This is a genomic window from Flavobacterium sp. K5-23, from assembly GCF_023278045.1.
In the GTDB taxonomy this organism is placed as follows: domain Bacteria; phylum Bacteroidota; class Bacteroidia; order Flavobacteriales; family Flavobacteriaceae; genus Flavobacterium.
The window spans coordinates 2123639-2149263 of the sequence record NZ_CP056783.1 but is presented as its reverse complement, the minus strand read 5'-3'; the positions used below and the strand labels follow the sequence as shown (position 1 = coordinate 2149263).

Here is a 25625-nt window from a genome sequence, read left to right as displayed (position 1 = left end):
TAAAATTAGTCTGTACCAATCTAAATTGAATCAATAAATATTCTGATTACGATTATTAAAATGCCGGCTATATGAAAAAAAACATGAAAAAAAGAATCAAAAAAATTAAAGAGCTTTATACTTCCGATTTATTTAAAGAATTTTTCGATAGTGAAAAAGCGAGTGGTATTATATTGATAGGTTGCACCTTAGTTTCACTAATTATAGCCAATTCTGATTTTGGCGTAGATTACATCCATACTTGGCATTATTACCTAGGAGGTAGAAGTATTGAGCATTGGATTAATGATGGATTAATGACTATTTTCTTTTTACTAATTGGATTAGAACTAGAAAGAGAAATTTACCTGGGTGAATTATCGAACATAAAAGATGCTATGTTACCCATTTTTGCAGCCTTGGGAGGAATGCTTGTTCCTGCCGGATTGTATTTGCTGTTTAATTTTGGAACTATCGCACAGTCAGGAGCTGGAATCCCTATGGCTACTGACATTGCATTTGCATTAGGGATTTTGTCTTTACTGGGGAATCGAGTTCCTTTGTCACTGAAAATTTTCCTGACAGCATTAGCGGTAATTGATGATTTAGGCGCCATACTTGTAATAGCAATATTCTATACGAAATCGATTCTTTGGATGAATTTAATATTTGCTTTTGGAATCTTGTTTGCCTTATTTTTATTAAACAGAAAGAAAGTGGAAAATATAATTCCTTACTTAATTGGAGGATTTATCATGTGGTATTTCATGTTGAATTCAGGAATACACGCGACCATAACCGGTGTTCTTTTAGCCTTTGTTATCCCTTTTGGTAACGGGAAAAAAGATTCAACTTCGTATAAATTACAACGCTTTTTACACAAGCCTGTTGGTTTCTTCATTTTGCCTTTATTCGCCTTGGCCAATACAGCTATTATAATAAGTTCAAACATAGGGGAAACCCTGGCACAGCATTACAGCATAGGTATTGCTTTGGGACTTATTGTAGGTAAACCATTAGGAATATTCCTTTTTAGTTACTTAGCTTGTGCTGCAGGACTGTGCAAACTTCCAGCTGATTTAAACTGGAAAGTTATATTTGGTGTTGGATTTTTAGGAGGAATTGGATTTACAATGTCTATATTTATAACATTATTAGCATTTGAAGATCAAACGATTATAACCAATGCCAAATTCGTTATTCTTCTTTCTTCATTAGTTGCAGGAGTAATTGGGTTTACGTTTTTAAAATATAATTTAAAAGAGAATGTCAATGGTAATGAATAAATTTGTATCCTTTATAAACTTATCAAAAGGGGAGGAAAACAAGGCCAAAGTTCTTGAGTATGTCATTTCAAACATATCCTTTAGAGGGGCCAGTCTATGGATTTTAGCCTGCGCCATTGTTATTGCATCTATTGGTTTAAATGTTAATTCCACTGCAGTAATTATAGGTGCGATGTTAATATCTCCTTTAATGGGACCTATTATTGGTGCTGGTTTTGGTTTAGGTATTTATGATTTTAATTTATTGAAAAAATCATTAAAAAACTTGTTAATTGCCACAGTTGTAGGTTTATTAGTATCAACACTTTATTTCTATTTAAGTCCTTTTAAAGAAACACAATCTGAATTATTGTCGAGAACCTCTCCTAACATCTATGATATTCTAATTGCTTTTTTTGGGGGATTAGTTGGTGTAATTGCTATTACAAGAGTCGAAAAAGGGAATCCAATTCCTGGAGTTGCAATAGCAACAGCTTTAATGCCTCCGCTTTGCACGGCAGGCTATGGTTTGGCTATTGGAAGTTATAAATTCTTTTTTGGGGCAATGTATTTATACTCTATAAACTGTGTTTTTATATGTATTTCCACTTTTCTAATTGTGAAATATTTAAAATATCCAATTAAAAAGCAAGTAGATGATGCGATGCAAAAAAAGGTTAGGTATATGATAACTGGTTTAATTTTAGCGTTAATACTTCCTAGTATTTTCTTTGCCTATCAATTATTCGAACAAAAAAAATACCAACATCAAGTAAATATGTTCCTGGAAACTGAATTTACCAATAAAGGATATGCCGTTCTTTACCAGAGAACGAAATTTAACAGTAACCCTAAAAAGATTGAGCTGGGTTTTTTGACTAAAAAATTCAATAATCTTGAAATAAAAGAACTGAATGAAAAATTGATTTCTTATAACATCAATAATACTCAGTTATCGATTAAACAAGATACAACTGATTTAAAAAGCAGTATCCTCAACGAAATAAAATTCAATAAATCAGTCTTAAGTGAAAAAGACATGACCATTTTAAATTTGAAAAAAGAAATTTCAGCTAACTTATATGACAATAATGCCCTTTTAGCCGAGATGAAAATCCTATATCCCATTGTCGAAAATATTTCGATTTCAAACCATATTTACAATGAAAATACAGATAGCACTAAAATTATCCCAATTTTAATTTACAAAAGTAAAACTCCATTAAGCGAGTCGTCAAAAGAACAGCTTACCCTTTGGCTTCAAAAGCGATTACAAAAAAAAGAGATAGAAATTTACCAAAAAACACCTGAAATCAAAGAAGTTAAAAAATAATCAGTCGCAATAAAAAATAACGAAACGGTACATTATAAATAAAAAGGCACTGTTTTTAACTGGTGATTAAAACGCTGTTATATATACAAACAAACAACTCTTTAATAAAATTATTATCGCCTATTTACATATTTAAGTATATTTTATTCATTTATTTTTAAAATATTAAATAAAATCGATAATTTTTTTTTTAATTTGCAACAAAACTCAACAACCCTATAATGACTTCAATAACTAGACTTTTTGATTTTCCATATTATCAGCAAGAAAAATTCAATTCTATCCCAGATGCTTTAGTTAGCAAACAAAATGGAGTTTGGGTAAAAACATCTACACAAGAATATATTGCTAAAGCAAATACCATTTCAAGAGCACTCTTGAAAATGGACATTCAAAAAAACGATAAAATAGCCGTGATTTCTACTAACAATAGAACCGAATGGCATATCATGGACATTGGTATCCTTCAAACCGGAGCGCAAAATGTACCTATCTACCCTACTATATCCGAAGATGATTACGAATACATCCTTAATCATTGTGGAGCAACATATTGTTTTGTATCGGATGCCGAGGTATTGCGTAAAGTCAACTTAATAAAACATAAAGTCCCTAACCTAAAAGAGGTTTTCTCATTTGATACAATCGAAGGTTGTAAAAACTGGAACGAATTATTGACTTTAGGGGAAGACCAAAGCAATCAAGATCAAGTAGAAGACCGTAAAAATAATGTGACTACAGAAGATTTAGCCACAATTATATACACTTCAGGAACAACAGGAAGACCTAAAGGAGTAATGCTTTCTCATAAAAACATTGTTTCAAATGTATTGAATAGCGCTACTAGAATCCCTTTTTCACCAGGAGAAACCCGTTCTTTAAGCTTCCTTCCTATTTGTCATATTTTTGAACGAATGATTTTATATTTATACCAGTATTATGGTGTATCCGTTTATTTTGGGGAATCAATAGAGAAAATTAGCGACAACCTGAAAGAAATCAAACCAAATGTAATCACTGCGGTTCCTAGACTTCTTGAAAAAGTATACGACAAAATATATGCAAAGGGCGCCGAATTAACGGGAATCAAAAGAGCACTCTTCTTTTGGGCTATTGATTTAGGTTTAAGATACGAACCTTATGGCGCTAATGGAGCTTGGTATGAATTCCAACTAAAAATAGCCCGTAAATTGATTTTCAGCAAATGGAAAGAAGGTTTGGGTGGTAACTTAGATTTAATGGTTTCAGGAAGTGCCGCATTGCAAAGTAGATTATCAAGAGTTTTTGCAGCAGCAGAAATCCCTGTAATGGAAGGTTACGGATTGACAGAAACGTCTCCTGTAATCTCCGTAAACGACATGAGAAACAAAGGTTTCAAAGTGGGAACAGTAGGAAAAGTGATTGATGGTGTAGAAGTTAAAATTGCCGAGGATGGCGAAATCCTATGCAAAGGTCCTAATGTAATGATGGGGTATTACAAAGACGAAGAAAAAACGGCTGAAGCAATACAAAATGGGTATTTCCATACTGGTGACATAGGAGAATTTGACAAAGAAGGTTTCCTGAAAATTACCGACCGTAAAAAAGAAATGTTTAAAACCTCAGGAGGAAAATACATTGCGCCACAAATCATTGAAAACACTATGAAACAGTCTCGTTTTATCGAGCAGATTATGGTAATAGGTGACGGACAAAAAATGCCTGCCGCTTTTATACAGCCTAATTTTGATTTCGTAAAAGAATGGGCTTCTTTACATAAAATAGACATAGGTACTACTAATGAAGAGATGGTTTCAAACACTAAAGTGATCGAACGCATTCAAGAAGAAGTGAACGAGCTAAATGAGAAATTTGGAAATTGGGAAAAAATAAAACGTTTTGAACTAACCCCTGACGCTTGGTCTATTGAAGGCGGTCACCTTACCCCTACACTGAAACTGAAAAGAAAAATAGTGATGGAGATGTATAAGAAATTATTTGACAAAATCTATAATTAATAAACTCAACATTATAAATTGTACTTATTTTATCAATACTTAAAGAAAAGGTAAACAACAATATATAATTGCCCTTTTTGGCAAAAAAACAGTAAACTCCTCAATTATTTGAGGAGTTTTTTTATATTCAAATAAATTTAACAAAAAATTATTCAAATATATTATGCGTGCATAGTATTTTTTATTATATTTGAATTCGATATCCATAAATATGAAAGATAAAACAATAGATTATGTTTTAAGAGCCACTTGGCAAGCTGTTTCCAGAATGTATAATGAAGAGGCGTCTAAATATGGCGCTACTATGGCAACGGGTTTCGCTTTGTTGAGTATGGATAAAGATAAAGGAACACCTTCTACTTCACTTGGCCCAAAAATGGGAATGGAAGCCACGAGCTTAACCAGGACCTTGAAATCAATGGAAGAAAAAGGCTTAATCATAAGAAAGAAAAACCCGGAAGATGGTCGTGGGGTATTGATTTACCTAACTGATTTTGGTAAAGAAAAAAGAGAATTGTCTAAAAATACGGTATTGAAATTTAATGAAACCGTAAGAGAACATATCTCTGATGAAAAACTAAAACATTTTATGGAAGTTGCTGAAACGATCAACGAATTAATTCTAGATAAAAGCATATTTAATCAAACCGAAGTCACTGATAATGATAGCGCCATGATTAAAACGAACAATAAATAATTACGAATTACATTGCCTCCCGATAGAATTATTGGGATCTAATAAAAAATAAATATTAATAACGTATGAAACGCACAATTAAAAAAGTTGCAGTAATTGGATCTGGAATCATGGGTTCAGGAATTGCTTGTCATTTTGCTAACATTGGTGTTGAAGTTTTACTTCTTGACATTGTTCCTAGAGAATTAACTGATGTAGAAACTAAAAAAGGGTTGACCCTTGAAAGCAAGATAGTACGCAATCGTTTAGTGAATGAGCATTTAATGAATGCTTTGAAATCGAAACCGTCTCCTATCTACAGTCAAAAATTCGCTAACCGAATCACTACTGGAAATACGACGGATGACATGGCAAAAATTGCTGATGTAGACTGGATTATTGAGGTAGTTGTAGAAAGACTGGACATCAAGAAACTAGTTTTTGAGCAAGTGGAGAAATACCGCAAGCCGGGTACTCTAATTACATCTAACACTTCTGGTATTCCTATTAACTTTATGAGTGAAGGAAGAAGTGAAGATTTCCAAAAACACTTTTGTGGGACACACTTTTTTAACCCTGCGCGTTACTTAAAATTATTCGAAATTATTCCTGGTCCGCAAACTTCTACTGAAGTTTTAGACTTCCTTACTATATACGGAGAGAAATTCTTGGGTAAAACTTCGGTTGTTGCTAAGGATACTCCGGCGTTCATTGGAAACCGTATCGGTATTTTCGGAATTCAAAGTTTATTCCATTTGGTTACCGAAATGGGATTGACTATTGAAGAAGTGGATAAATTGACTGGTCCAGTTATTGGTAGACCTAAGTCGGCTACTTTTAGAACCGTTGACGTTGTTGGACTAGATACTTTAGTGCATGTTGCTAACGGTATTTATGAAAACTGTCCTACTGACGAACAACACGATTTATTTAAACTACCTAGTTTCATCAATAAAATGATGGAAAACAAATGGCTAGGAAGTAAAACGGGACAAGGTTTCTATAAAAAAGAAGGAAAAGAAATTCTGACTTTGGATTTAAACACTCTTGAATACCGTGCTGCTAAAAGAGCTTCTTTCACTACTCTTGAATTGACAAAAACAATTGATAAACCTATCGATCGTTTTAAAGTTCTTGTAAAAGGAAAAGACAAAGCAGGTGAATTCTACAGAAAAAGTTTTTCGGCTATGTTCGCTTATGTTTCGAACAGAATTCCTGAAATTTCAGACGAACTTTTCAAAATCGACGATGCTATGAAAGCTGGTTTCGGTTGGGAAAATGGTCCATTCGAAATTTGGGATGCTATTGGTGTTGAAAAAGGAATCGAAATCATGAAAGGGGAAGGACTTGCTCCTGCTGCTTGGGTAAATGATATGATTGCTTCTGGAAGTAAAAGTTTCTATTCAATAAAAGAAGGAGCTACTTATTTCTACAATATCCCTACAAAATCACAAACAAAAATACCAGGACAAGATTCATTTATCATCCTGAACAACATACGCGAAAGCAAAAAAGTGTGGAGCAATAGCGGTGCTATTATCCAAGACTTAGGAGACGGAATCTTGAATTTAGAGTTCCAATCTAAAATGAATACTATTGGTGGCGATGTACTTCAAGCAATCAATAAAGCTATCGATTTATCGGAAAAAGAATACCAAGGTTTAGTTATTGGTAACCAAGCAGCGAATTTCTCTGTGGGTGCTAATATCGGAATGATCTTTATGATGGCAGTGGAACAAGAATACGATGAGTTGAATATGGCCATCAAAATGTTCCAAGACACTATGATGCGCGTACGTTACTCTGGAATTCCAGTTGTGGTCGCTCCTCACGGAATGACTTTTGGTGGTGGATGCGAAATGAGCTTACATGCTGATAAAGTTGTTGCTGCTGCTGAAACCTATATGGGATTAGTGGAATTTGGTGTTGGTGTGATTCCTGGAGGTGGTGGATCTAAAGAAATGGCTTTAAGAGCTTCTGATTTATTCCATAAAAATGATGTGGAGCTAAACGTGTTGCAAGAGTATTTCTTGACTATCGCTATGGCAAATGTATCAACTTCTGGTTATGAAGCTTTTGACTCTGGACTTTTACAAAAAGGAAAAGATATCATTGTGGTAAACAAAGACCGTCAAATTGCAGAAGCCAAGAAACATGCCTTGTTAATGGCGGAAGCGGGTTACACACAACCAATACGCAGAACGGATGTAAAAGTACTTGGAAAACAAGCCTTAGGAATGTTCTTAGTGGGAACGGACCAAATGCAAGCGGGTAAATACATCTCAGAACATGATAAAAAAATCGCTAATAAACTGGCTTATGTAATGGCAGGTGGAGATTTATCTGAGCCTACATTAGTAAGTGAGCAATATTTATTGGATTTAGAACGTGAAGCTTTCTTGTCATTATGTACTGAAAGAAAAACATTGGAAAGAATCCAATTTATGTTAACCAAAGGGAAACCGTTACGTAATTAGAAAATAGAACAAAGAGAATAGAATATAGAATTAAGACCAATTTAAAGTCTATTTTCTATTCTCTAGATTCTCTACTCTTAAAAAGAAAAAACATGAAAACAGCCTATATAGTAAAAGCATACAGAACTGCAGTTGGTAAAGCACCAAAAGGAGTTTTTAGATTTAAAAGACCTGATGAATTAGCAGCAGAAACCATCGAATTTATGATGAATGAGTTGCCTGATTTTGATAAAACCCGTATTGATGACGTTATGGTAGGAAATGCCATGCCGGAAGCAGAACAAGGTTTGAACGTAGCACGCTTAATCTCCTTAATGGGATTGAAAGTGGAGGATGTTCCTGGTGTAACAGTGAATCGTTACTGTGCATCTGGAATTGAAACTATTGGAATGGCTACAGCCAAAATCCAATCAGGAATGGCACATTGTATTATTGCAGGTGGAGCCGAAAGCATGAGTTTTATTCCAATGGGAGGTTACAAGCCTACTCCGGATTATGCTGTTGCAAAAGCAGGAAACGAAGATTACTACTGGGGAATGGGATTAACTGCAGAAGCAGTTGCCCAACAATTTAAAGTTTCCAGAGAAGATCAAGATGAGTTTGCGTACAACTCACATATGAAAGCATTGAAAGCACAAGCGGAAGGTAAATTTGACAAACAAATCGTACCTATCACTATTGAGCAAACATTCATCAACGAAAACGGAAAAAAAGAAACTAAATCTTATGTTGTAAACAAAGATGAAGGCCCTAGAGCAGGAACAACTAAAGAAGCATTAGCAGGTTTGAGACCGGTTTTTGAAGCTGGAGGAAGTGTAACTGCTGGTAACTCTTCACAAATGAGTGATGGTGCTGCCTTTGTACTTGTTATGAGCGAAGAAATGGTTAAAGAATTAAACCTGGAGCCTATCGCAAGATTAGTAAACTTTGCTTCGGCAGGAGTTGAACCAAGAATCATGGGAATAGGACCGGTAAAAGCGATTCCAAAAGCATTGAAACAAGCTGGATTATCATTGAATGATATTGGTTTGATCGAATTGAACGAAGCCTTTGCTTCTCAATCGATTGCCGTGATTCGTGAATTAGGATTAAACCCTGATATCGTGAATGTAAATGGAGGAGCAATTGCATTGGGTCACCCACTAGGATGTACTGGAGCAAAACTTTCTGTTCAATTATTTGACGAAATGAAACGCAGAGGAGATAAATACGGAATCGTATCTATGTGTGTAGGAACTGGACAAGGGACTGCAGGTGTTTATGAGTTGATGTAAAGAAGAGAACAAAGAGTATAGAAAACAGAAACAAGAGTAAATAATATTGCTTAAGAAGAGAGAATATGCGCCATAATTATAAGAATTTAAAAATTTGGCAAATAGGTATCGAAATCGCTAATGATGTCTCGGATTTACTTTTAGAGTTTCCAAAACACGAAAGATTTGATTTAAGCTCTCAATTAAGCAGATGTTCGGTTTCAATACCTAGTAATATTGCTGAGGGTTCATCAAGAACTGATAAATCATTTAGCCATTTTATAGATATCTCTTTAGGTTCTTCATTTGAACTTATTACACAACTATTAGTTGCAAAGCATAGAAAATATATCAACGAAGAAAAATTTAATAAAATAGAAACAAAAATAGAAGAATTTCAAAGAATGACTATGGGTTTTCAAAATGGATTAAAATAATGCTATCAGCAATACTCTCTAATCTATTTTCTATATTCTTTACTCTAAAATCTTTTATCTAAAAATCAAAAAAATGAGCGACGTAACTAGAGGAGGTCAATTCCTTGTAAAAGAGACAAAGTGCGAAGATATCTTCACTCCAGAAGACTTCAATGAAGAACAATTAATGATGCGTGACTCTGTTAAAGAGTTTGTAGACAAAGAATTATGGCCTAATAAAGACCGTTTTGAAAAGAAAGATTACGCTTTAACTGAAGAAACAATGCGTAAAGCGGGAGACTTAGGTTTCCTTAGCGTTGCAGTTCCTGAAGCTTACGGTGGAATGGGAATGGGATTTGTAAATACGGTTTTAGTTTGTGATTATATTTCGGGAGCAACGGGTTCATTCTCTACTGCTTTTGGAGCACATACTGGAATTGGAACTATGCCAATTACTTTATATGGTAGCGAAGAGCAAAAACAAAAATACGTACCTAAATTAGCTTCAGGTGAGTGGTTTGGTGCTTACTGTTTGACTGAGCCAGGTGCTGGATCAGATGCTAACTCTGGAAAAACAAAAGCAGTTTTATCAGAAGACGGAAAAACATATTCTATTACAGGTCAAAAAATGTGGATTTCGAATGCAGGTTTCTGTAGCGTATTCATCGTTTTTGCTCGTATTGGAGATGATAAAAACATTACTGGTTTTATCGTTGAAAACTCGGATGACAATGGAATTTCAATGAATGAAGAGGAACACAAACTTGGAATTCGTGCTTCTTCTACTCGTCAAGTTTTCTTTAACGAAACTAAGGTTCCGGCAGAAAACATGTTGTCAGAAAGAGGAAATGGTTTCAAAATAGCTATGAACGCTTTGAATGTTGGACGTATTAAATTAGCCGCAGCTTGTCTTGATGCTCAACGTAGAGTAATTACAAACGCAACTGCATACGCTAACGAAAGAATCCAATTTAACACGCCTATTTCACAATTTGGAGCGATTCGTTCAAAATTAGCTGAAATGGCAACTTCTTGTTATGCTGGTGAAAGTGCCACTTATAGAGCAGCAAAAAATATTGAAGATAGAATTACGGCTCGTGAAGCGGAAGGTTCTACTCATCAAGATGCTGAATTAAAAGGAGTTGAAGAGTATGCTATTGAGTGCTCAGTACTTAAAGTAGCTGTTTCTGAAGACGTACAAAATTGTGCTGATGAAGGAATTCAAATCTTTGGTGGAATGGGATTCTCTGAAGACACACCTATGGAAAGTGCTTGGAGAGATGCTAGAATTGCTCGTATCTATGAAGGTACAAACGAAATCAACAGAATGCTATCTGTAGGAATGTTGATTAAAAAAGCAATGAAAGGACACGTTGATTTACTTGGACCTGCTTCAAAAGTGCAAGAAGAATTAATGGGAATACCTTCTTTTGACACTCCTGATTATTCTGAATTATTTGCAGAAGAAAAGGAAATGATTGGTAAATTGAAAAAAGCATTCTTAATGGTTGCTGGTGGAGCTGTTCAAAAATACGGACCGGATTTAGATGCACACCAACAGTTATTAATGGCAGCTTCTGATATATTAATCGAAATCTACATGGCTGAAAGCACCATTCTAAGAACGGAAAAAACAGCCAAAAAAGAAGGAGAAGATAAAGTTCAAGAACAAATTGCAATGGCTAAATTATACCTTTACCAAGCAGTTGATATTGTAACTCAAAAAGGAAAAGAAAGTATTATCTCTTTTGCTGAAGGAGATGAACAACGCATGATGTTAATGGGATTAAGACGTTTTACTAAATATACAAATATGCCAAATATTGTAGGTTTAAGAGAAACTATTACTTCTAAATTAGTGGCAGAAAACGAATACTGCTTCTAATCCATATAGATTTTTTTTTAGTTTTTTGTTTAAAAAGCCGCAATCATCTGATGATTGCGGCTTTTAATTTTTATAACTCTTAGGCGTTGGGTTGAAGCAATAGTTTAACCCTTTTTACACAAAACATTAAATGTAAAACCCACGATTACTATCGTGGGTTTTCTTTATTTGGATAATGGATCTTCTTGTTGCATTCAACTTGTTTTTTTTAAACGAAAAACTTGCTGAAATCAATGTCAAAACCATATTAATTTCAATATTTGCTAAAAGGTTGAATCCAATGTTGATTTACTACTTAACAATCCATAAAGGCACTTCCAGATCCTGATTAAAAAGTTCCTCAGTAACACTTCCTACAAGTAAAGAAGAGAAGGTATTTCTGCCTTTGTCTCCCACAATAATAAGATCCACCTTTGAAGCTTCGGCCTTGGCACGCAGTTTTTCTGCAACCCCGCTATCTCTTCCCGGAATAATTTCAGTAGTTAATTCCCCTTTGTATCCTATTTTTTTTATGAATTTCTCATATTTTTCCTTTAGATGATTTTCTATCTTCAGATCGAGATGCTCTTTTGGAATGTAAGGAGAGAATTGAAGAGGCACATTGTATACGTGCACGGCTTTTACTTTAGCCGCAGTGCTTCTCTGCAAATTTTCAGCCACTTCAAAAACCTTATTGGAAGCACTTGAGAAATCTGTTCCCGCCCAAATATTGCTAATAACCGGTTTCGCATTTTTAGGGATAGACAGAATATTGCATTTAAGCATACGTAGTAATTTCCCGCTAACGACTCCAGTACCTTTTAACTTATTTTTATTTCCAACTAAAGCGAGCTGAACCTCGTATTTATTGACAATATAATTGATCAGGGATTCAGAATAAGGATCCTCTGAAATAAGCACTTCCCATTCTGCTGAAGAGGTGAATTTTTCTTCTACCTTTTCATTTAACTCATCCCCTATTATTTCGTCAAGGTTAATATCCTTTAACTGTTCTTCAAATAATTCCGAGATCTCATATTTTTTGATATTATGTACAAAGTACACTTTTTTTACCTTCAGTGTATCTGCAATAAATGATGCATACTCAATTAAGGTGTTATCAATATCCGAAAGGTCTAAGGCGACCAAGATGTTATTTATTTCAGTCATTATTGGGATTATTTAATTTTGTTTTGTTGATTACTATTTTGTTTTTTAACGATGTCAGAAACGATTTCCTCGTAATTTTCTAGTTCTTTTTGGGATTCTCGCTTTTGTAGTTTCTTCAGGTCTTCGCTTAAACCTTTGTAAAGTGAAAAGCACATAATTATTAAAATCACGGCAAATGGCAATCCGGTTACAATAGTGGCTGTTTGAAGCGCCTGTAATCCGCCACCAATTAAAAGTACCGCAGCAACACCACCTTCAGCAATCGCCCAAAAAATTCTTTGGCCTACTGGAGAATCTATTTTACCCCCTGAGGTTAAATTATCTACCACCAAAGATCCGGAATCTGAAGACGTAATAAAAAAACCTGCAATTAAAATTATGGCAACAATATTAAGATAAAATGAGAAAGGATAATCTTCTAAAAATACAAACAGTGCAGTCGCAACGTTATCATTTACGGCATTTGCAATAGTATTATCACCAAGAAGCGTTTGATGTAACGCTGTGCTTCCAAAGGCTGTAATCCAGAAAAAAGTTACAAGGGAAGGCACTAATAAAACTCCCAAAATAAACTCACGCACTGTACGCCCTTTGGAAATACGAGCAATAAACATTCCTACAAAAGGTGACCAAGCAATCCACCATCCCCAGTAAAAAACGGTCCAGGCATTTTGCCAGTTAGAACCAGTGTAGCTTTCTGTCCAAGTTGCAACTTCAAGAAAACTAGATACATAACTCCCTGTGTTTTGTACGAAGGATTTAAAAATAAAGATTGTTGGTCCTAATATCACTACCATCAAAAGAAATAGCACCGCTATTCTCATATTCCATTCACTCAAAACTCTAACTCCTTTATCAACTCCCAAAACAACTGAAACAGTAGCAATTGAGGTTACTACGGCAATTAGGATAATTTGAGTTTGTACACCACTATCTATTCCAAATAGGTGATGTAACCCTGCAGCAATTTGTTGAACTCCCATTCCTAAAGAAGTGGCAAGACCAAATAAAGTGGCAAGTACAGCGAAGATATCTATCGCATCTCCAATTCTTCCATAAATTCTATCACCTAAATAAGGATAAAAAATTGATCTAATGGTAAGTGGAAGTCCACGAGAATAGGTAAAATATGCCAGAGATAATCCTACCAATGCATAAACTGCCCAGGCGTGAAAGCCCCAGTGTAAAAAGGTAAATTTCATAGCTTCCTTGGCTGCTTCGGCAGTTCCGCCTGCGGCCATTGGTGGGCTCAGAAAATGATAAACGGGTTCTGAAATACTCCAAAACAACAATCCAATTCCCATTCCGGCACTAAATAGCATTGCGAACCAGGAAAGGGTTTTAAATTCAGGTTTCGCATTTTGTCCTCCAATCCTTAAATGTCCAAATTTACTGAAGGCCAGATAAATCATAAATATCAGAAAAATATTTACGCTTAAGATAAAAAACCAACCCGCCTTATTTGCGACATAATTCTGGGTTGCCGTAAAAACTTGTTCTGCCCCTTCTTTAAACATCAGGGTTAATGTTATTATGATGATGATGGTAATCGCTGATGTGAAAAACACAGGTCCATTAACATCCAATCCAAAAATGGATTTCCTCTCATCACTTCTTATAATTTTCTTAGCCATAAAGCAAATTGTTTTTTAATGTAATTTAATTTCTTGGGGAGTTTGAATCCCTTCTTTTTATATATGAACTCTAAAAATAGTAACCAATATTAATGTTAAACCTTGCTTCCCATTTAGCATCTGGATTCCCTTTGGAGAAATCGTCTACAAAATTTCCACCTAACCAGGAATGATTGTATCCCGCAGCATAATCAATATAGGTATATACACTTCCGGCAGAGATTAAAACTCCAGTTACATTCATGTAAGAATCAGTAAATCCGGACGCTTTTTTCTGCATATAGCCAAAATCATTATAAAACTGTAAATTTGAAACAGGTCCCCATTCTACGGGAACATTTCTGGAGATCCCCAAAGAGTACATATTAAAATCGGCAGCAACTTCATAAGGCGCTCCATAGGCAGCCATCGTAACTACATCTTTGGATTCTCCATTTGCATTCTCCGGGTTAATTGAAGAGGTAATAAATTGTGCTTTACCATTCCATTTTCCTTTTGTTATTTCGTAATGAGCGGCAAAAGCAGCGTGATCGCCCATTTCTTCGGTGTCAAGATTGTATAGGCCTCCATATTCCACGGAAACACCCAATCTACTTGCGGATTCTTTTCCGAATTTGTAGCTGATTTTTCCGTTGAATTGATTTACTTCTTTGTTTCTGCCTGCGATATCATAAGAATAACGGTTTGGAGAATTTTCGGAATTGTTACCAAATCTTAATTCTTCCGCATTTTTGAAGAATGCTAGTTGGTAGTCAAATTTCTCTCCTGTATGCATGTATTTAACCCCCATATCATGGTCATCCTCCAATCCTACATAATAGGTCAGGTTGAAAAACCAGTTGTTAGAGTTGTATTGTTGAATACCAAAAGGAACCTGGGTTAAACCAACCTGAATTTGGTCTTTTTCATTGAAATTGTACCCCAGCCAACCCTGCTTAAGCATTCCGCCTCCAAAATCTTGAGAATACAATCTGTATTCGGCATTCATCGATATTCCCTTATAAGCACCTTTGGCATTAATTCTGAACAAATCATATCCAAAATCCCCACCACGTTTTTTCTGGCCTTCTTTCCATGAAGATAAATTATAGTTGAAACGCAATGCTCCGCCAATATTAAGTTCTGGTTTATCCTGAGCCATTATAGGAAATGCCATTAGCAAGGCTAAGATTGCAAAACAAAAAGTTTTTGAGAATTGTAAACGAGTATTTTTTTGTAACATATAGTGATTGTGAAATTAATTAGTGATTAGTTATGATTAAAGTAAAAAAAATAGAAAACAAATAATTGTTATTATAGAAGTCCGGCAGTAAATGTGATTAATCTCTAACTACGCCTCTTTTGCAAATAATTGCAAATAAAAATGATAGTACATACTATGACTAAATACACAGTAAGTATTTCAAAAAAAAACTTAAATGATTAAAGACTTATAATCAATGCTATCCTGTTTGATCGGAAGCCGTTTTTAAAAAACAAAATATTGGAGTGCAAAATTAGTCAAAAAAGAGGGTTAAATCCCTATAAATAAGGAATAAGATTTACTTCAGAGAATATCACACTAATAAAAGCCAAACCTTGAATAATTTGTATTTTTATTATTAAAAAAAACCATTATAAAAGATCAAAAATTGTCAATTGAAAAAATCACACGAACTATTGCCAAAAAAAACAGCAATATACTTTCACATAAAGTTATTATATCGCTCTAAAATCTGATGTAATTCTCTTTTGGTTTATATAAATATAAAACATTTTTTTTAACAGGGATAATACTTAATAAAAAGGAAACTCTTTAAACGTCACATTTAATTTGTAAGATAATGTAAATAAAATATTAAAACTAAAATTAATTTTATGATCCTAATTTTATACGTAATTTTATACAATATTAGTAAAACATATAACATCATGAAAAAAATAATATTTTCGACAGCATTTATAATTGCAGTGCTTATTGGTTGCAAAACAAATAGCAATCCCAATGACTCCAAAAAATTAGTACTATCCTTCGAATCAAAAAGCAATAGTAAAGTATCAGGAACAGCTACTTTTATTGAACAAAATGGCAAAGTTAGTTTTACAGCTAAATTATCTGGATTAACTCCCGGAGTTCATGCCATTCATATCCATGAAAAATCAGATTGTACTGCTGCAGATGGAAGTTCGGCTGGCGGACACTGGAACCCTACATTCAAAAACCATGGTAAATGGGGAGTTGGTGATTATCATAAAGGAGACATAGGGAATTTTATTGCAGACAAAAATGGAAACGGAACAATTAGCATGACTACTGATGAATGGAATATTGGTTCTGGCGATCCTACAAAAGACATCCTTGGAAAAGGATTAATAGTGCATCAAGGAACTGATGATTTCACTTCTCAACCTTCAGGAAATGCTGGTGCCAGAGTTGCCTGTTCAGCTATAATTAAATAATTTTATTACAAATTAGGAAAAGTATTTTGGAAGAAAAGGAACTTCACTATTTTAAAAATGCAACTGAATGGCGGGAATGGCTGCATAAGAACCATCAATTTTCAAAAGGCGTTTCTTTAATTTTTTATAAAGTGGCAAGTCCTTATGAAAGTATGCGTTGGGAAGAAGCTGTTCAAGTTGCGCTATGCTATGGCTGGATTGATTCGACCGTAAAAAAAATTGATTCCGATAGACGAAAGCAAACTTTTTCTCCTAGAAAAGACAAAAGTGTATGGAGTAAACTCAACAAAACATACATTGAAAATCTTATTAGAGAAAATCTAATACATGAAAGTGGTTTTGCTAAAATAGAAATCGCAAAACAAAACGGTTCTTGGACTTCATTAGATGCTGTTGAAGATTTAATTATCCCTTTAGATTTAGAAATTGAATTCCATAAAAACAGTATAGCTTTCGACAATTATCAAAATTTCAGTCCCTCCTATAGAAAAAGTTATCTCTATTGGCTCAATCAAGCAAAGCGTGAAGAAACAAGAAACAATAGAATTACAGAAATAGTAGCTCTTTGCCAACAAAACATAAAGTCAAGAAATTAATTATTATTTGGCTAAGTTTTCTTTTACTTTCGTAATTATATATAAATTTGCAATTTCAAAATACAATAATGATTAACCCATCGGCTCCTGGTTGGATAGATAAATTTTTTAGTGAACAAAAATGTTCAGACCAAAACCTATCTAAAACTGTAGATTTATTTTATCAAAATGTAAGGGATACTGGATTTATATACGGTCATATTGTATCTTTTGATACAGTAGAGCCTATAAATACAAAAGGATGGCTTCAAAACGAAATTTCTAAGGTAGCCTTACTCAATACCCTTTACGATATTTACAGGCTTACTACAAGTGAAAAAGACGAAAAAGATTTTGTGATAAAAGCGATGACTTTCTATAACGAAATGAATCCCGAAGGCTTTAATTTATTTAAAAAAGTCTTACCTAATAGCCCTCCCTCTTTAAATCTAGAAAAGATAATCGACAGTAGAGTTCAAACAAATGTCGATATCATCAGTAAGAATTTTTCGCATATTGTAACCAATGCTCTGCTCTTTGTTGATGTTTTGGCTTTCCGTCAATATTTAATTCATGGTTCAATCCCAGAGAAATATTTAAAAAAGATAGAAGAAGCTGTCATTAGTATTGTCTCGCTTTCGTTGAAAACAAAGTCAAACAAGTCTAATTATGATGATTTATTAATTAAACTTTTCGAGGCATCTGTACGATACAGTAAATTTTCTAAAGTAAATATTCAAAATCTTGAAGAACTTAAATTAGAGTATTTCACTTCTGAATTAGAAAAATATTACCTGCTAGACATTGCCGGAATGGCGATATGGAGTGATGGTGTGATAGAAAACGAGGAGACTTATTTTTTACATAAAATAGCTGAATTGATGGCTGTTCCAGATGAATTTGTTGATCAAAGCATAAAAAGTACGGATGAGTTCATAACAAAACACAAAAAAGAGATTCCCTATTTTAATTATTCGAATCCCGTAAAACATTTTTATGATCAAACGACTCAAAGTGTAATTACACTAATCACCAGAAATAAAAACCGATTAGTAAAAGAAATAGTTCTAAGTAAAGAATTGATGATATTACTGGCAATTTCCACTAGAAGAGACTTAGATGAAAAAGAAAAGAAAAAAGTAAAAAAACAGCTACTTGACATTTGTAAATCAATACCGTCCTTAACCATCTTTTTATTGCCTGGTGGTAGTTTGTTATTACCAATACTTATCAAGTTTATCCCTAAAATGCTACCTTCAGCATTCAATGAAAATCTAGATACTGATTAAAAAAATATCCGCTATAAAGCGGATATTTTTTTGTTTTATTTTAAAACTTTAATTGGTAAACTTGATCTAAATCATTGTTTGAACTAAGATTTACGTCTAAATCAGTTACAAAACCTGAATTTAATCCGTAAACCCAACCATGAATACTCAATTCTTGTCCGTTTTTCCATGCTGACTGCACTATGGATGTTTTACCTAAATCGAACACTTGTTCTTTTACATTTAATTCAACAAACTTATTAAAGCGTTCATTCTCATCGACAATCGAATCTAAATAGGTATTGTGAAGACGATACACATCTTTTATATGACGAATCCAGTTGTCTATAATTCCTATGGAATCATTCCCCATAGCTGCTTTTACTCCACCACAGCCATAATGACCACATACAATAACATGTTTTACTTTTAAAACATTGACTGCATAATCTAACACACTCAACATATTCATATCGGAGTGCACAACCATATTAGCAATGTTTCTGTGAACAAAAACCTCTCCTGGCTTAGCACCAATGATTTCATTAGCAGGAACGCGACTATCTGAACAACCTATCCACAATAAAGGTGGAGTTTGTCCTTTCGCTAAATCTTTAAAATAATTTGGATCTGTTTCCAAAGTCTTCTCGACCCATACTTTATTATTATCTAGTATTTTTTTATAAAAATCACTCATTATTTTTAATATTAATCTTTATTTTAATATTGACTCTATGAATTTTAGAATTACAATGATATTAAAATAAGTATTTAGTTTATAGACAAATTGATGTTTAGTAATTAATTACTTATCTCATCTGTTAACACTTCCTTTTTCACCATCTTTCTCTTAGCTGCATCATAAATATGTTCAACTGTAACATTATTAGGTGTGTCATCTGAATTATTAAGTTCATATGCTTTTTTAAACCCTTTAAGTTTGACTTTTATATTATCTTCTTTAGCTTTTGTCGTTTTAAAATCATGGATTAAATCCAATATATCATGAGCAACATAAACAGTATCGTAAGCTGTAATGATAACTTTAGAATTCTCTGGAATATCATTCAATGTTGATTTTATTGCTGCTTTATTTAAAAAAGAAACTTCCTGTGCTAAATCAATGTGAATCACGTCACCGTCTTCATATACTTCCTTTTTAAAGCTATACGCTCTTTTTAAATTTCCTTTTAGAATAAAGATAATACTAATGATCATACCTAAAGCAACACCTTTCAACAAGTCAGTTAAGACAACTGCAGCCAAAGTAGCTATAAAAGGTACAAACTGGTATTTCCCTTTTTGCCAGAAATGAATAAAAGTAGCAGGTTTAGCTAGTTTATATCCTACCATAAGTAAAATTGCCGCTAAAGTTGCCAGTGGAATTTTATTCAACATAAAAGGAATTGTCACAACACTTATCAATAACAAAACACCATGGATAATAGCTGACATTTTAGATTTAGCTCCTGCATTATTATTAGCTGAAGTCCTAACCACAACTGATGTCATAGGTAAACCTCCTAAAAGTGAACTTAGAATATTTCCAACACCTTGTGCTTTTAACTCAACGTTAGTGTCTGTAAATCGTTTTTTAGCATCCATTCTATCGGCTGCTTCAATACATAATAATGTTTCTATCGAAGCTACAATTGCAATTGTTAATCCTACTACCCAAACTTTTGGATTCATAAATCCAGAAAAATTAGGAGTAACGATAATTTCGCTGAACTCTTCTAAACTAGTAGGAACAGGAAGGGAAACTAAATGCTCTTTTGCAATAGCGAAAGAACTGCCTGAAACCATAAACATTTCGTTTAAAACAACACCAACAACTACGGCTACAAGAGCCCCAGGTACTAATTTAAGTCGCTTAAAAAAAGGAACTTTGTCCCAAGAAATTAAAATAATTAAAGATAATGCTGTGATAATAATGGAACCCATTTGAATATAATCAAATATCCCTAATAAAGAAGAAAACGTATTTTGCCCATCACTTTGAAGAAAGGATTGATCTCCTTCAAAATCATTATCATACCCAAAAGCGTGAGGCAGTTGTTTTAGAATTATTATAATACCTATTCCGGCTAACATTCCCTCAATTACATTAGTAGGGAAATAATTTGAAATACTTCCAGCTTTAATAAAACCTAAAGCCAACTGAAGTATACCCGCAATGAAAACGGCAGTAAGAAAAACATCAAACGCACCTAAGTCCGTAATTGCGGTTAATATAATTGCAGTTAAACCAGCTGCAGGACCTGAAACACTTAAATGTGACTTACTTAAATACCCTACTACAATTCCTCCAATAACACCAGAGATAATACCTGAAAACAAGGGAGCTCCAGAAGCCATTGCAATACCTAAACACAAGGGTAGCGCCACCAAAAAAACCACTAAACCTGAAGCAAAATCAGATTTAAGGTTAGCAAAAAGATTTATTTTTTTTGTCATAATACTTATAAAAATTGAATACAAAGAAGTTTTTCACAATTCAATAATGCGAAATTTAGATTTTAAAAATATAAAATCAATTATGTATTAAACTTGTTCGGGTGGGGGAATAACTATGTCGGAAGATATTGAATCGTGCTCCAGAATATTCTTAGATTGAATAAGACTTGAAGTTAACGGTAGGAAATTCATAAACTCGACATCGATATCAAAATTATAATCAGCTGTAATTTCTTTATAGGTACGTTCCTCTTCAGACATACTGTAAAAATAGGAAGTATCCGTATTCTCTTCAACCAGACGAACTATAGTAGGAGTCAGAAGAAAAGTTATAAATAAGAATAAAACTAATTGTACAGCAAATTTCATATTTCACAAAAATACAAGCTAATTATAAAAAATAAAAACTAATTCAATAAAATAATACCAAAACATCAAAATTTTACAACATTTTAAAGTCTGAATCAAAAGAAAAGAAGAAAATCTTATTTTATACTATAACTTAAATTGATTGTTTTTATATTTGCATCACAAAATACTATTCAATGACAATTACTCAATTAAAATATGTTTTGGCCGTAGCCGAACATAAAAACTTCACACTGGCTGCAGAAAAATGCTTTGTTACTCAACCCACACTGAGTATGCAAATTCAAAAAATAGAGGATGAATTAAGTATTTTAATTTTTGATAGGACCAAAAAACCAATTCAGCTTACAGATATTGGGCAAAAAATTGTAAATCAAGCCAAAAATATTGTCAATGAAGCCGACAGAATTCAAGACATAGTTGAGCAACAAAAAGGATTTGTAGGCGGGGAATTCAGATTGGGAATAATTCCAACAATTATGCCTACTCTATTGCCGATGTTTTTAAATAATTTCATAAAAAAATACCCAAAAGTAAAGTTAATCATAGAGGAACTGAATACTGAAGAAATCATCACCAAGCTCAATAATGGTCATCTTGATGCTGCAATTGCCGCAACTCCATTAATGGAAGAAAAAATTAAAGAAATTGTATTGTATTTCGAACCATTTGTGGCTTATATTCCGGAGAATCATCAAAATTTCCAAAAAGAAGAGATTGAAATATCCGATTTAAATCTAGATGAAATTTTATTACTTCAAGACGGTCATTGTTTCAGAGACGGAATTATGAATTTATGTAAAAACTCCTCTAAAAAGGATTTTGATCATTTCAGAATTGAAAGTGGAAGCTTTGAGACATTAATAAAATTAGCTGATGAAGGACTTGGAACTACACTACTACCCTATTTACACACATTAGATTTAAAGGAATCTGACAAGTTAAAACTCCGTCATTTTGCTGAGCCTAAACCAGCCCGTGAAGTAAGTTTGATATTCCCTAAAAGCGAACTTAAGATTCATATTATTGATGCTTTAAGAAATACAATCGCAGGAGTTATTAAAGGCGCCATAGTTTTTCAAAACGTTCAAATAATTAGCCCAATACAAAAGAAATAAAAAAAAGGAAAGCTTGGGGGAGCTTTCCTTTTTTAAAACAAATACTTAATCACTAACAACGTATAAACATTCTATTAATTCTGGTTTTTCATTTGTAAAAAATGACAGCCACTTCCTTAAATGTTCAATTTCATAAGGCAATAAATTTCTAATTGCCTTTCTCAACTCTTTTATAAAAAGCCTTGGGTCAAAACTAACTCTTTCGAGTACTTCTTTTGTGTAATCATATATCATTCTGGACATAATAAGAAGGTTTATAAAGTTATTTAAATAATGTATACTGTAAATGTATAAAATCACTGAGTTTTATTCTTCAAAAAAAACGTTAAAAAGTACATTTCATCGTTTAACTACATCTTTTTTAGTTTTAAATAATTATTAACCTACAATAATATATTAAAACAGAATTGTAAATTAGCATAAATAGATGGTATGAAAACATAAAAAAAAGGAACCGTTAAGGTTCCTTTTTTTTATGTTTTATTTATTTATAATAAGTAAGCATTGTTTTAATTCTGGTTTTTCTATTATAAAATCAAATAACCATTCACGTAACTGTTCCATTTCATAAGGCAACAGTGATTTTATAGCCTTTTCTAATTCTTTACAGAATAATTTTGGGTCAAAACTTACTCTTTCCAAGATTGATTTTGTGTAATCAAACATAATTTTAGACATACTAATTTAAGGTTTTGGGGTTGTCTTTAATTCTATTAACTGTTGTAAATATACATTTATTCTAAATGGAATATGATGATTAAACGTACATTTTAAGAATTTATTATGTTAAAAAAAGTAAATATTATAAATTACTGGGATTTACGGGCTCTAAACATTTCACGCTTCCCAGGAGGGCCTTCTAATTTTTCTACTGTGAATCCTACTTCAATCATACTACGTTTTACTACCCCACGTGCAGCATATGTTACTAAAACACCTTCACTCTTTAGTGAATCATACATTTTTTTAAAAATGGCTGTACTCCACAATTCAGGTTGTACTTTATATCCAAAAGCATCAAAATATATCAAATCAAATTTATCAATGTCATCAATGTCAGAAAATAATTGTTTCCGTTTTGTTAATGAAAAGTGATCACTTAATCTCACTTTTTCTTCCCAACTGCATTCGTGCATTTTATTGAAAACTTCGTTTTCGGCTGAAGCATTCAATTCTTCAACATAATTCATCGAAATTAACTCTTCGGCTGATATGGGATAAGCCTCCACTCCAACATATTCAATAGTTTGATTTAATTTTTTCGCATCCAAAAAAGTAATAAAAGCATTTAAACCAGTACCAAATCCTATTTCCAAAATTGAAACAGTTCTATTTTCATATAAAGAAAGCCCGTTTTTAATAAAAACATGTTTCGCTTCTTGAATCGCTCCGTGTTTAGAATGATAACATTCATCCCATCCTTCTATTTGAATTGTAGTTGAGCCGTCGAGGGTTTTGATTACTTCTCTTTTCAAAATAATTATTAATTGGAATTTATAAAATGGATTTATTTAATCTTGCCAAATTTAAGTAAAAACAAATAAATCATAATTTAAAACTAAGCTGTATTTAGAACAAACCTTTTAAATTTATTTCACTCAACTTATTAGCATATAAAAAAAGTTTAAAAAAGGATACATTTAATGTCCTATTATACAATGATTCTATTGATTTTTAATTAATTTTGCAAAAATCAAAGTCTGAGTTTGTCTCAATTTAATGTTTTGTCTCAACCTTACACTTTGTAAAAACAAAAAACAAAAAACGATATCTAAATTATGAGTACAACTCAAACCAACAAAATTGAAATTATTAAAGCTGCTACTTCAAAAATAAACGAAGTGGATTTTGAAAATTTAAGCTTTGGTGCTGTATTTACAGACCATTTATTTGAATGTGATTATATAAATGGAGAGTGGCAAAAACCAATCATCAAACCTTACCAACCGTTTTTACTTGACCCTTCTGCAAAAGTTTTTCACTATGGCCAAGCTATTTTTGAAGGTATGAAAGCATATAAAGATGATAATAATGATCTTTGGCTTTTTAGACCTGAAGAAAATTATAAAAGATTCAACACTTCAGCAGTAAGAATGGCAATGCCTGAAGTTCCTGAAAATGTTTTTATGGATGGACTTAATCAATTGTTACAATTAGATGAAGCTTGGGTAAAAAAGGGATTAGGAAACACACTATATATAAGACCTTTTATGATTGCTACAGGAACTGGAGTGGTTGCAAACCCTTCCAGTGATTATAAATTCATGATTATATTATCTCCTGCTAAAGCCTATTATTCAGGTGAGGTTAAAGTTCTTATTGCTGAGCATTTCAGTAGAGCGGCAAACGGAGGAATTGGAGCGGCAAAAGCGGCTGGAAATTACGCAGCACAATTTTACCCTACAACTCTTGCTAACAAACAAGGATTCCAACAAGTGATTTGGACAGATGATGCAACTCATACAAAACTTGAGGAAGCAGGTACAATGAATGTGTTTTTTAGAATTAACGACACCTTATATACTGCTCCTACAAGCGAAAGAATTTTAGATGGTATTACCCGAAAAAGTCTTATCGATATGGCTAAAAAAGAAGGAATTACTGTAGATGTGCGTCCAGTATTGGTATCAGAATTAGTTGAAGCGTCTAAAAACGGGACTTTAAAAGAAATTTTTGGAGCAGGTACAGCAGCTGTTGTGAATCCAATTATTGGTTTTTCATATAAAGAGGTTTATTATGAATTGCCAAAAGTAGATGATTCTATGGCTTTACTTCTTAAAGACAAATTAACAAATATGCAACACAAACTAACTGAAGATACTTTTGGTTGGACTGTAAAAGTATAATTATAGATTACAAATAATTAAAAATCTCTTTTCTTTGAAAAGAGATTTTTTTTTGAAATAAAGTTTTGCATAACCTTAAATTATCTTAGAAAAATCAGGCTTAAAATAGTTAGGCCCTTTCATCACTTTGCCGTCTTCCCTATATATAGGGTTACCGTCCTCCCCTAATTTACTCATATTACTACGTTGAATTTCGTCGAAAACTTCTTCAATTTTATGCTGCAATCCATGTTCAATAATGGTACCGCATAGAATATACATCATATCACCCAAAGCATCTGCAATTTCAACAATATCATTATTTTGAACCGCTTCAAGATATTCTTCATTTTCCTCTTTCATCAAATGATACCGAAGTATGTTCTTGCTTTCCCCTAAATCAGCCACCGGAGATTCACTATGTCCTATCTTAAATGCGGTATGAAATTCCTTAACAGAATTGATTTGTTTTTGCATAATTTTAATTTTTGAAATGAATAGGCAAAATAG

Annotated in this window: 23 protein-coding genes; 13 read left to right on the top strand and 10 right to left on the bottom strand. The window is 33.1% G+C overall.

What is annotated here, in order from left to right; genetic code table 11:
* Window positions 1–71 precede the first annotated feature (71 nt).
* The 8 genes from nhaA to FLAK523_RS09325 all read left to right on the top strand — a co-directional run bounded on the left by nhaA (window position 72) and on the right by FLAK523_RS09325 (window position 11281).
* Window positions 72–1265, top strand: a complete 1194-nt coding sequence (nhaA, locus tag FLAK523_RS09360; RefSeq protein ID WP_248902850.1) for a Na+/H+ antiporter NhaA — start codon at window positions 72–74, stop codon at window positions 1263–1265.
* Window positions 1246–2577, top strand: coding sequence for a DUF389 domain-containing protein (locus FLAK523_RS09355; protein ID WP_248902849.1), 1332 nt, complete (start codon window positions 1246–1248; stop codon window positions 2575–2577). The genes nhaA and FLAK523_RS09355 overlap by 20 nt, the downstream gene beginning before the upstream one ends.
* Window positions 2578–2798: 221 nt before the next feature.
* Complete coding sequence (locus tag FLAK523_RS09350) at window positions 2799–4574, top strand: long-chain fatty acid--CoA ligase (protein WP_248902848.1); 1776 nt, start codon at window positions 2799–2801, stop codon at window positions 4572–4574.
* A gap of 211 nt (window positions 4575–4785) precedes the next feature.
* Window positions 4786–5271: a MarR family winged helix-turn-helix transcriptional regulator gene (locus FLAK523_RS09345; protein WP_248902847.1), complete on the top strand. Its 486-nt coding sequence runs from the start codon at window positions 4786–4788 to the stop codon at window positions 5269–5271.
* Window positions 5272–5336: 65 nt separating this feature from the next.
* Window positions 5337–7727 (top strand): 3-hydroxyacyl-CoA dehydrogenase/enoyl-CoA hydratase family protein, encoded by a 2391-nt coding sequence (locus FLAK523_RS09340; RefSeq protein WP_248902846.1) that lies wholly within the window; start codon window positions 5337–5339, stop codon window positions 7725–7727.
* A 92-nt stretch (window positions 7728–7819) separates the two neighbouring features.
* Window positions 7820–9001 (top strand): acetyl-CoA C-acyltransferase, encoded by a 1182-nt coding sequence (locus FLAK523_RS09335; RefSeq protein ID WP_248902845.1) that lies wholly within the window; start codon window positions 7820–7822, stop codon window positions 8999–9001.
* 65 nt (window positions 9002–9066) lie between these two features.
* Window positions 9067–9417 carry a four helix bundle protein gene (locus FLAK523_RS09330; protein WP_248902844.1) on the top strand — a complete coding sequence of 117 codons (351 nt, stop codon included), beginning with the start codon at window positions 9067–9069 and terminating at the stop codon, window positions 9415–9417.
* A gap of 73 nt (window positions 9418–9490) precedes the next feature.
* A complete protein-coding gene (locus tag FLAK523_RS09325; RefSeq protein ID WP_248902843.1) occupies window positions 9491–11281 on the top strand; it encodes an acyl-CoA dehydrogenase family protein in 1791 nt (596 codons plus the stop codon).
* Window positions 11282–11572: 291 nt separating this feature from the next.
* Here FLAK523_RS09325 and FLAK523_RS09320 read toward each other — a convergent pair whose 3' ends face one another.
* From FLAK523_RS09320 to FLAK523_RS09310, 3 genes are all read right to left on the bottom strand, one after another.
* The gene (locus tag FLAK523_RS09320; protein ID WP_248902842.1) at window positions 11573–12430 is read right to left on the bottom strand and encodes a universal stress protein; all 858 of its coding nucleotides are present in this window, start codon (window positions 12428–12430) and stop codon (window positions 11573–11575) included.
* A gap of 8 nt (window positions 12431–12438) precedes the next feature.
* On the bottom strand, window positions 12439–14064 hold the full coding sequence (locus tag FLAK523_RS09315; RefSeq protein WP_248902841.1) for a BCCT family transporter: 1626 nt from the start codon (window positions 14062–14064) through the stop codon (window positions 12439–12441).
* 70 nt (window positions 14065–14134) lie between these two features.
* Window positions 14135–15220 carry a hypothetical protein gene (locus FLAK523_RS09310; RefSeq protein WP_248902840.1) on the bottom strand — a complete coding sequence of 362 codons (1086 nt, stop codon included), beginning with the start codon at window positions 15218–15220 and terminating at the stop codon, window positions 14135–14137.
* A gap of 755 nt (window positions 15221–15975) precedes the next feature.
* On the opposite strand from FLAK523_RS09310, the gene FLAK523_RS09305 reads away from it, so the two are divergent.
* The 3 genes from FLAK523_RS09305 to FLAK523_RS09295 all read left to right on the top strand — a co-directional run bounded on the left by FLAK523_RS09305 (window position 15976) and on the right by FLAK523_RS09295 (window position 18367).
* Entirely contained in the window at window positions 15976–16503 is a 528-nt protein-coding gene (locus FLAK523_RS09305; RefSeq protein WP_248902839.1) for a superoxide dismutase family protein, read from the top strand.
* Window positions 16504–16529: 26 nt separating this feature from the next.
* Window positions 16530–17099 (top strand): YdeI family protein, encoded by a 570-nt coding sequence (locus FLAK523_RS09300; protein ID WP_248902838.1) that lies wholly within the window; start codon window positions 16530–16532, stop codon window positions 17097–17099.
* A gap of 68 nt (window positions 17100–17167) precedes the next feature.
* Window positions 17168–18367: an LETM1-related biofilm-associated protein gene (locus tag FLAK523_RS09295; RefSeq protein ID WP_248902837.1), complete on the top strand. Its 1200-nt coding sequence runs from the start codon at window positions 17168–17170 to the stop codon at window positions 18365–18367.
* 40 nt (window positions 18368–18407) lie between these two features.
* On the opposite strand, the gene can is transcribed toward FLAK523_RS09295, so the two are convergent.
* From can to FLAK523_RS09280, 3 genes are all read right to left on the bottom strand, one after another.
* Complete coding sequence (gene can / locus FLAK523_RS09290) at window positions 18408–19043, bottom strand: carbonate dehydratase (RefSeq protein ID WP_248902836.1); 636 nt, start codon at window positions 19041–19043, stop codon at window positions 18408–18410.
* A 104-nt stretch (window positions 19044–19147) separates the two neighbouring features.
* Entirely contained in the window at window positions 19148–20803 is a 1656-nt protein-coding gene (locus tag FLAK523_RS09285; protein ID WP_248902835.1) for a SulP family inorganic anion transporter, read from the bottom strand.
* Window positions 20804–20890: 87 nt separating this feature from the next.
* Window positions 20891–21172, bottom strand: a complete 282-nt coding sequence (locus FLAK523_RS09280; RefSeq protein ID WP_248902834.1) for a hypothetical protein — start codon at window positions 21170–21172, stop codon at window positions 20891–20893.
* A 176-nt stretch (window positions 21173–21348) separates the two neighbouring features.
* Between FLAK523_RS09280 and FLAK523_RS09275 the strand changes: the two genes are divergently transcribed.
* Complete coding sequence (locus FLAK523_RS09275; RefSeq protein ID WP_248902833.1) at window positions 21349–22290, top strand: LysR substrate-binding domain-containing protein; 942 nt, start codon at window positions 21349–21351, stop codon at window positions 22288–22290.
* Between the two features lie 45 nt (window positions 22291–22335).
* Here FLAK523_RS09275 and FLAK523_RS09270 read toward each other — a convergent pair whose 3' ends face one another.
* From FLAK523_RS09270 to mnmD, 3 genes are all read right to left on the bottom strand, one after another.
* Window positions 22336–22533 carry a hypothetical protein gene (locus FLAK523_RS09270; RefSeq protein WP_248902832.1) on the bottom strand — a complete coding sequence of 66 codons (198 nt, stop codon included), beginning with the start codon at window positions 22531–22533 and terminating at the stop codon, window positions 22336–22338.
* A 237-nt stretch (window positions 22534–22770) separates the two neighbouring features.
* The gene (locus FLAK523_RS09265) at window positions 22771–22968 is read right to left on the bottom strand and encodes a hypothetical protein (protein ID WP_248902831.1); all 198 of its coding nucleotides are present in this window, start codon (window positions 22966–22968) and stop codon (window positions 22771–22773) included.
* Between the two features lie 131 nt (window positions 22969–23099).
* The gene (mnmD, locus tag FLAK523_RS09260; RefSeq protein WP_248902830.1) at window positions 23100–23765 is read right to left on the bottom strand and encodes a tRNA (5-methylaminomethyl-2-thiouridine)(34)-methyltransferase MnmD; all 666 of its coding nucleotides are present in this window, start codon (window positions 23763–23765) and stop codon (window positions 23100–23102) included.
* 303 nt (window positions 23766–24068) lie between these two features.
* Between mnmD and FLAK523_RS09255 the strand changes: the two genes are divergently transcribed.
* Window positions 24069–25136, top strand: a complete 1068-nt coding sequence (locus tag FLAK523_RS09255) for a branched-chain amino acid aminotransferase (protein ID WP_248902829.1) — start codon at window positions 24069–24071, stop codon at window positions 25134–25136.
* Between the two features lie 75 nt (window positions 25137–25211).
* Here the strand turns inward: FLAK523_RS09255 and FLAK523_RS09250 are convergent, their stop codons facing one another.
* On the bottom strand, window positions 25212–25592 hold the full coding sequence (locus FLAK523_RS09250) for a nucleoside triphosphate pyrophosphohydrolase family protein (protein ID WP_248902828.1): 381 nt from the start codon (window positions 25590–25592) through the stop codon (window positions 25212–25214).
* Window positions 25593–25625: the final 33 nt, after the last annotated feature.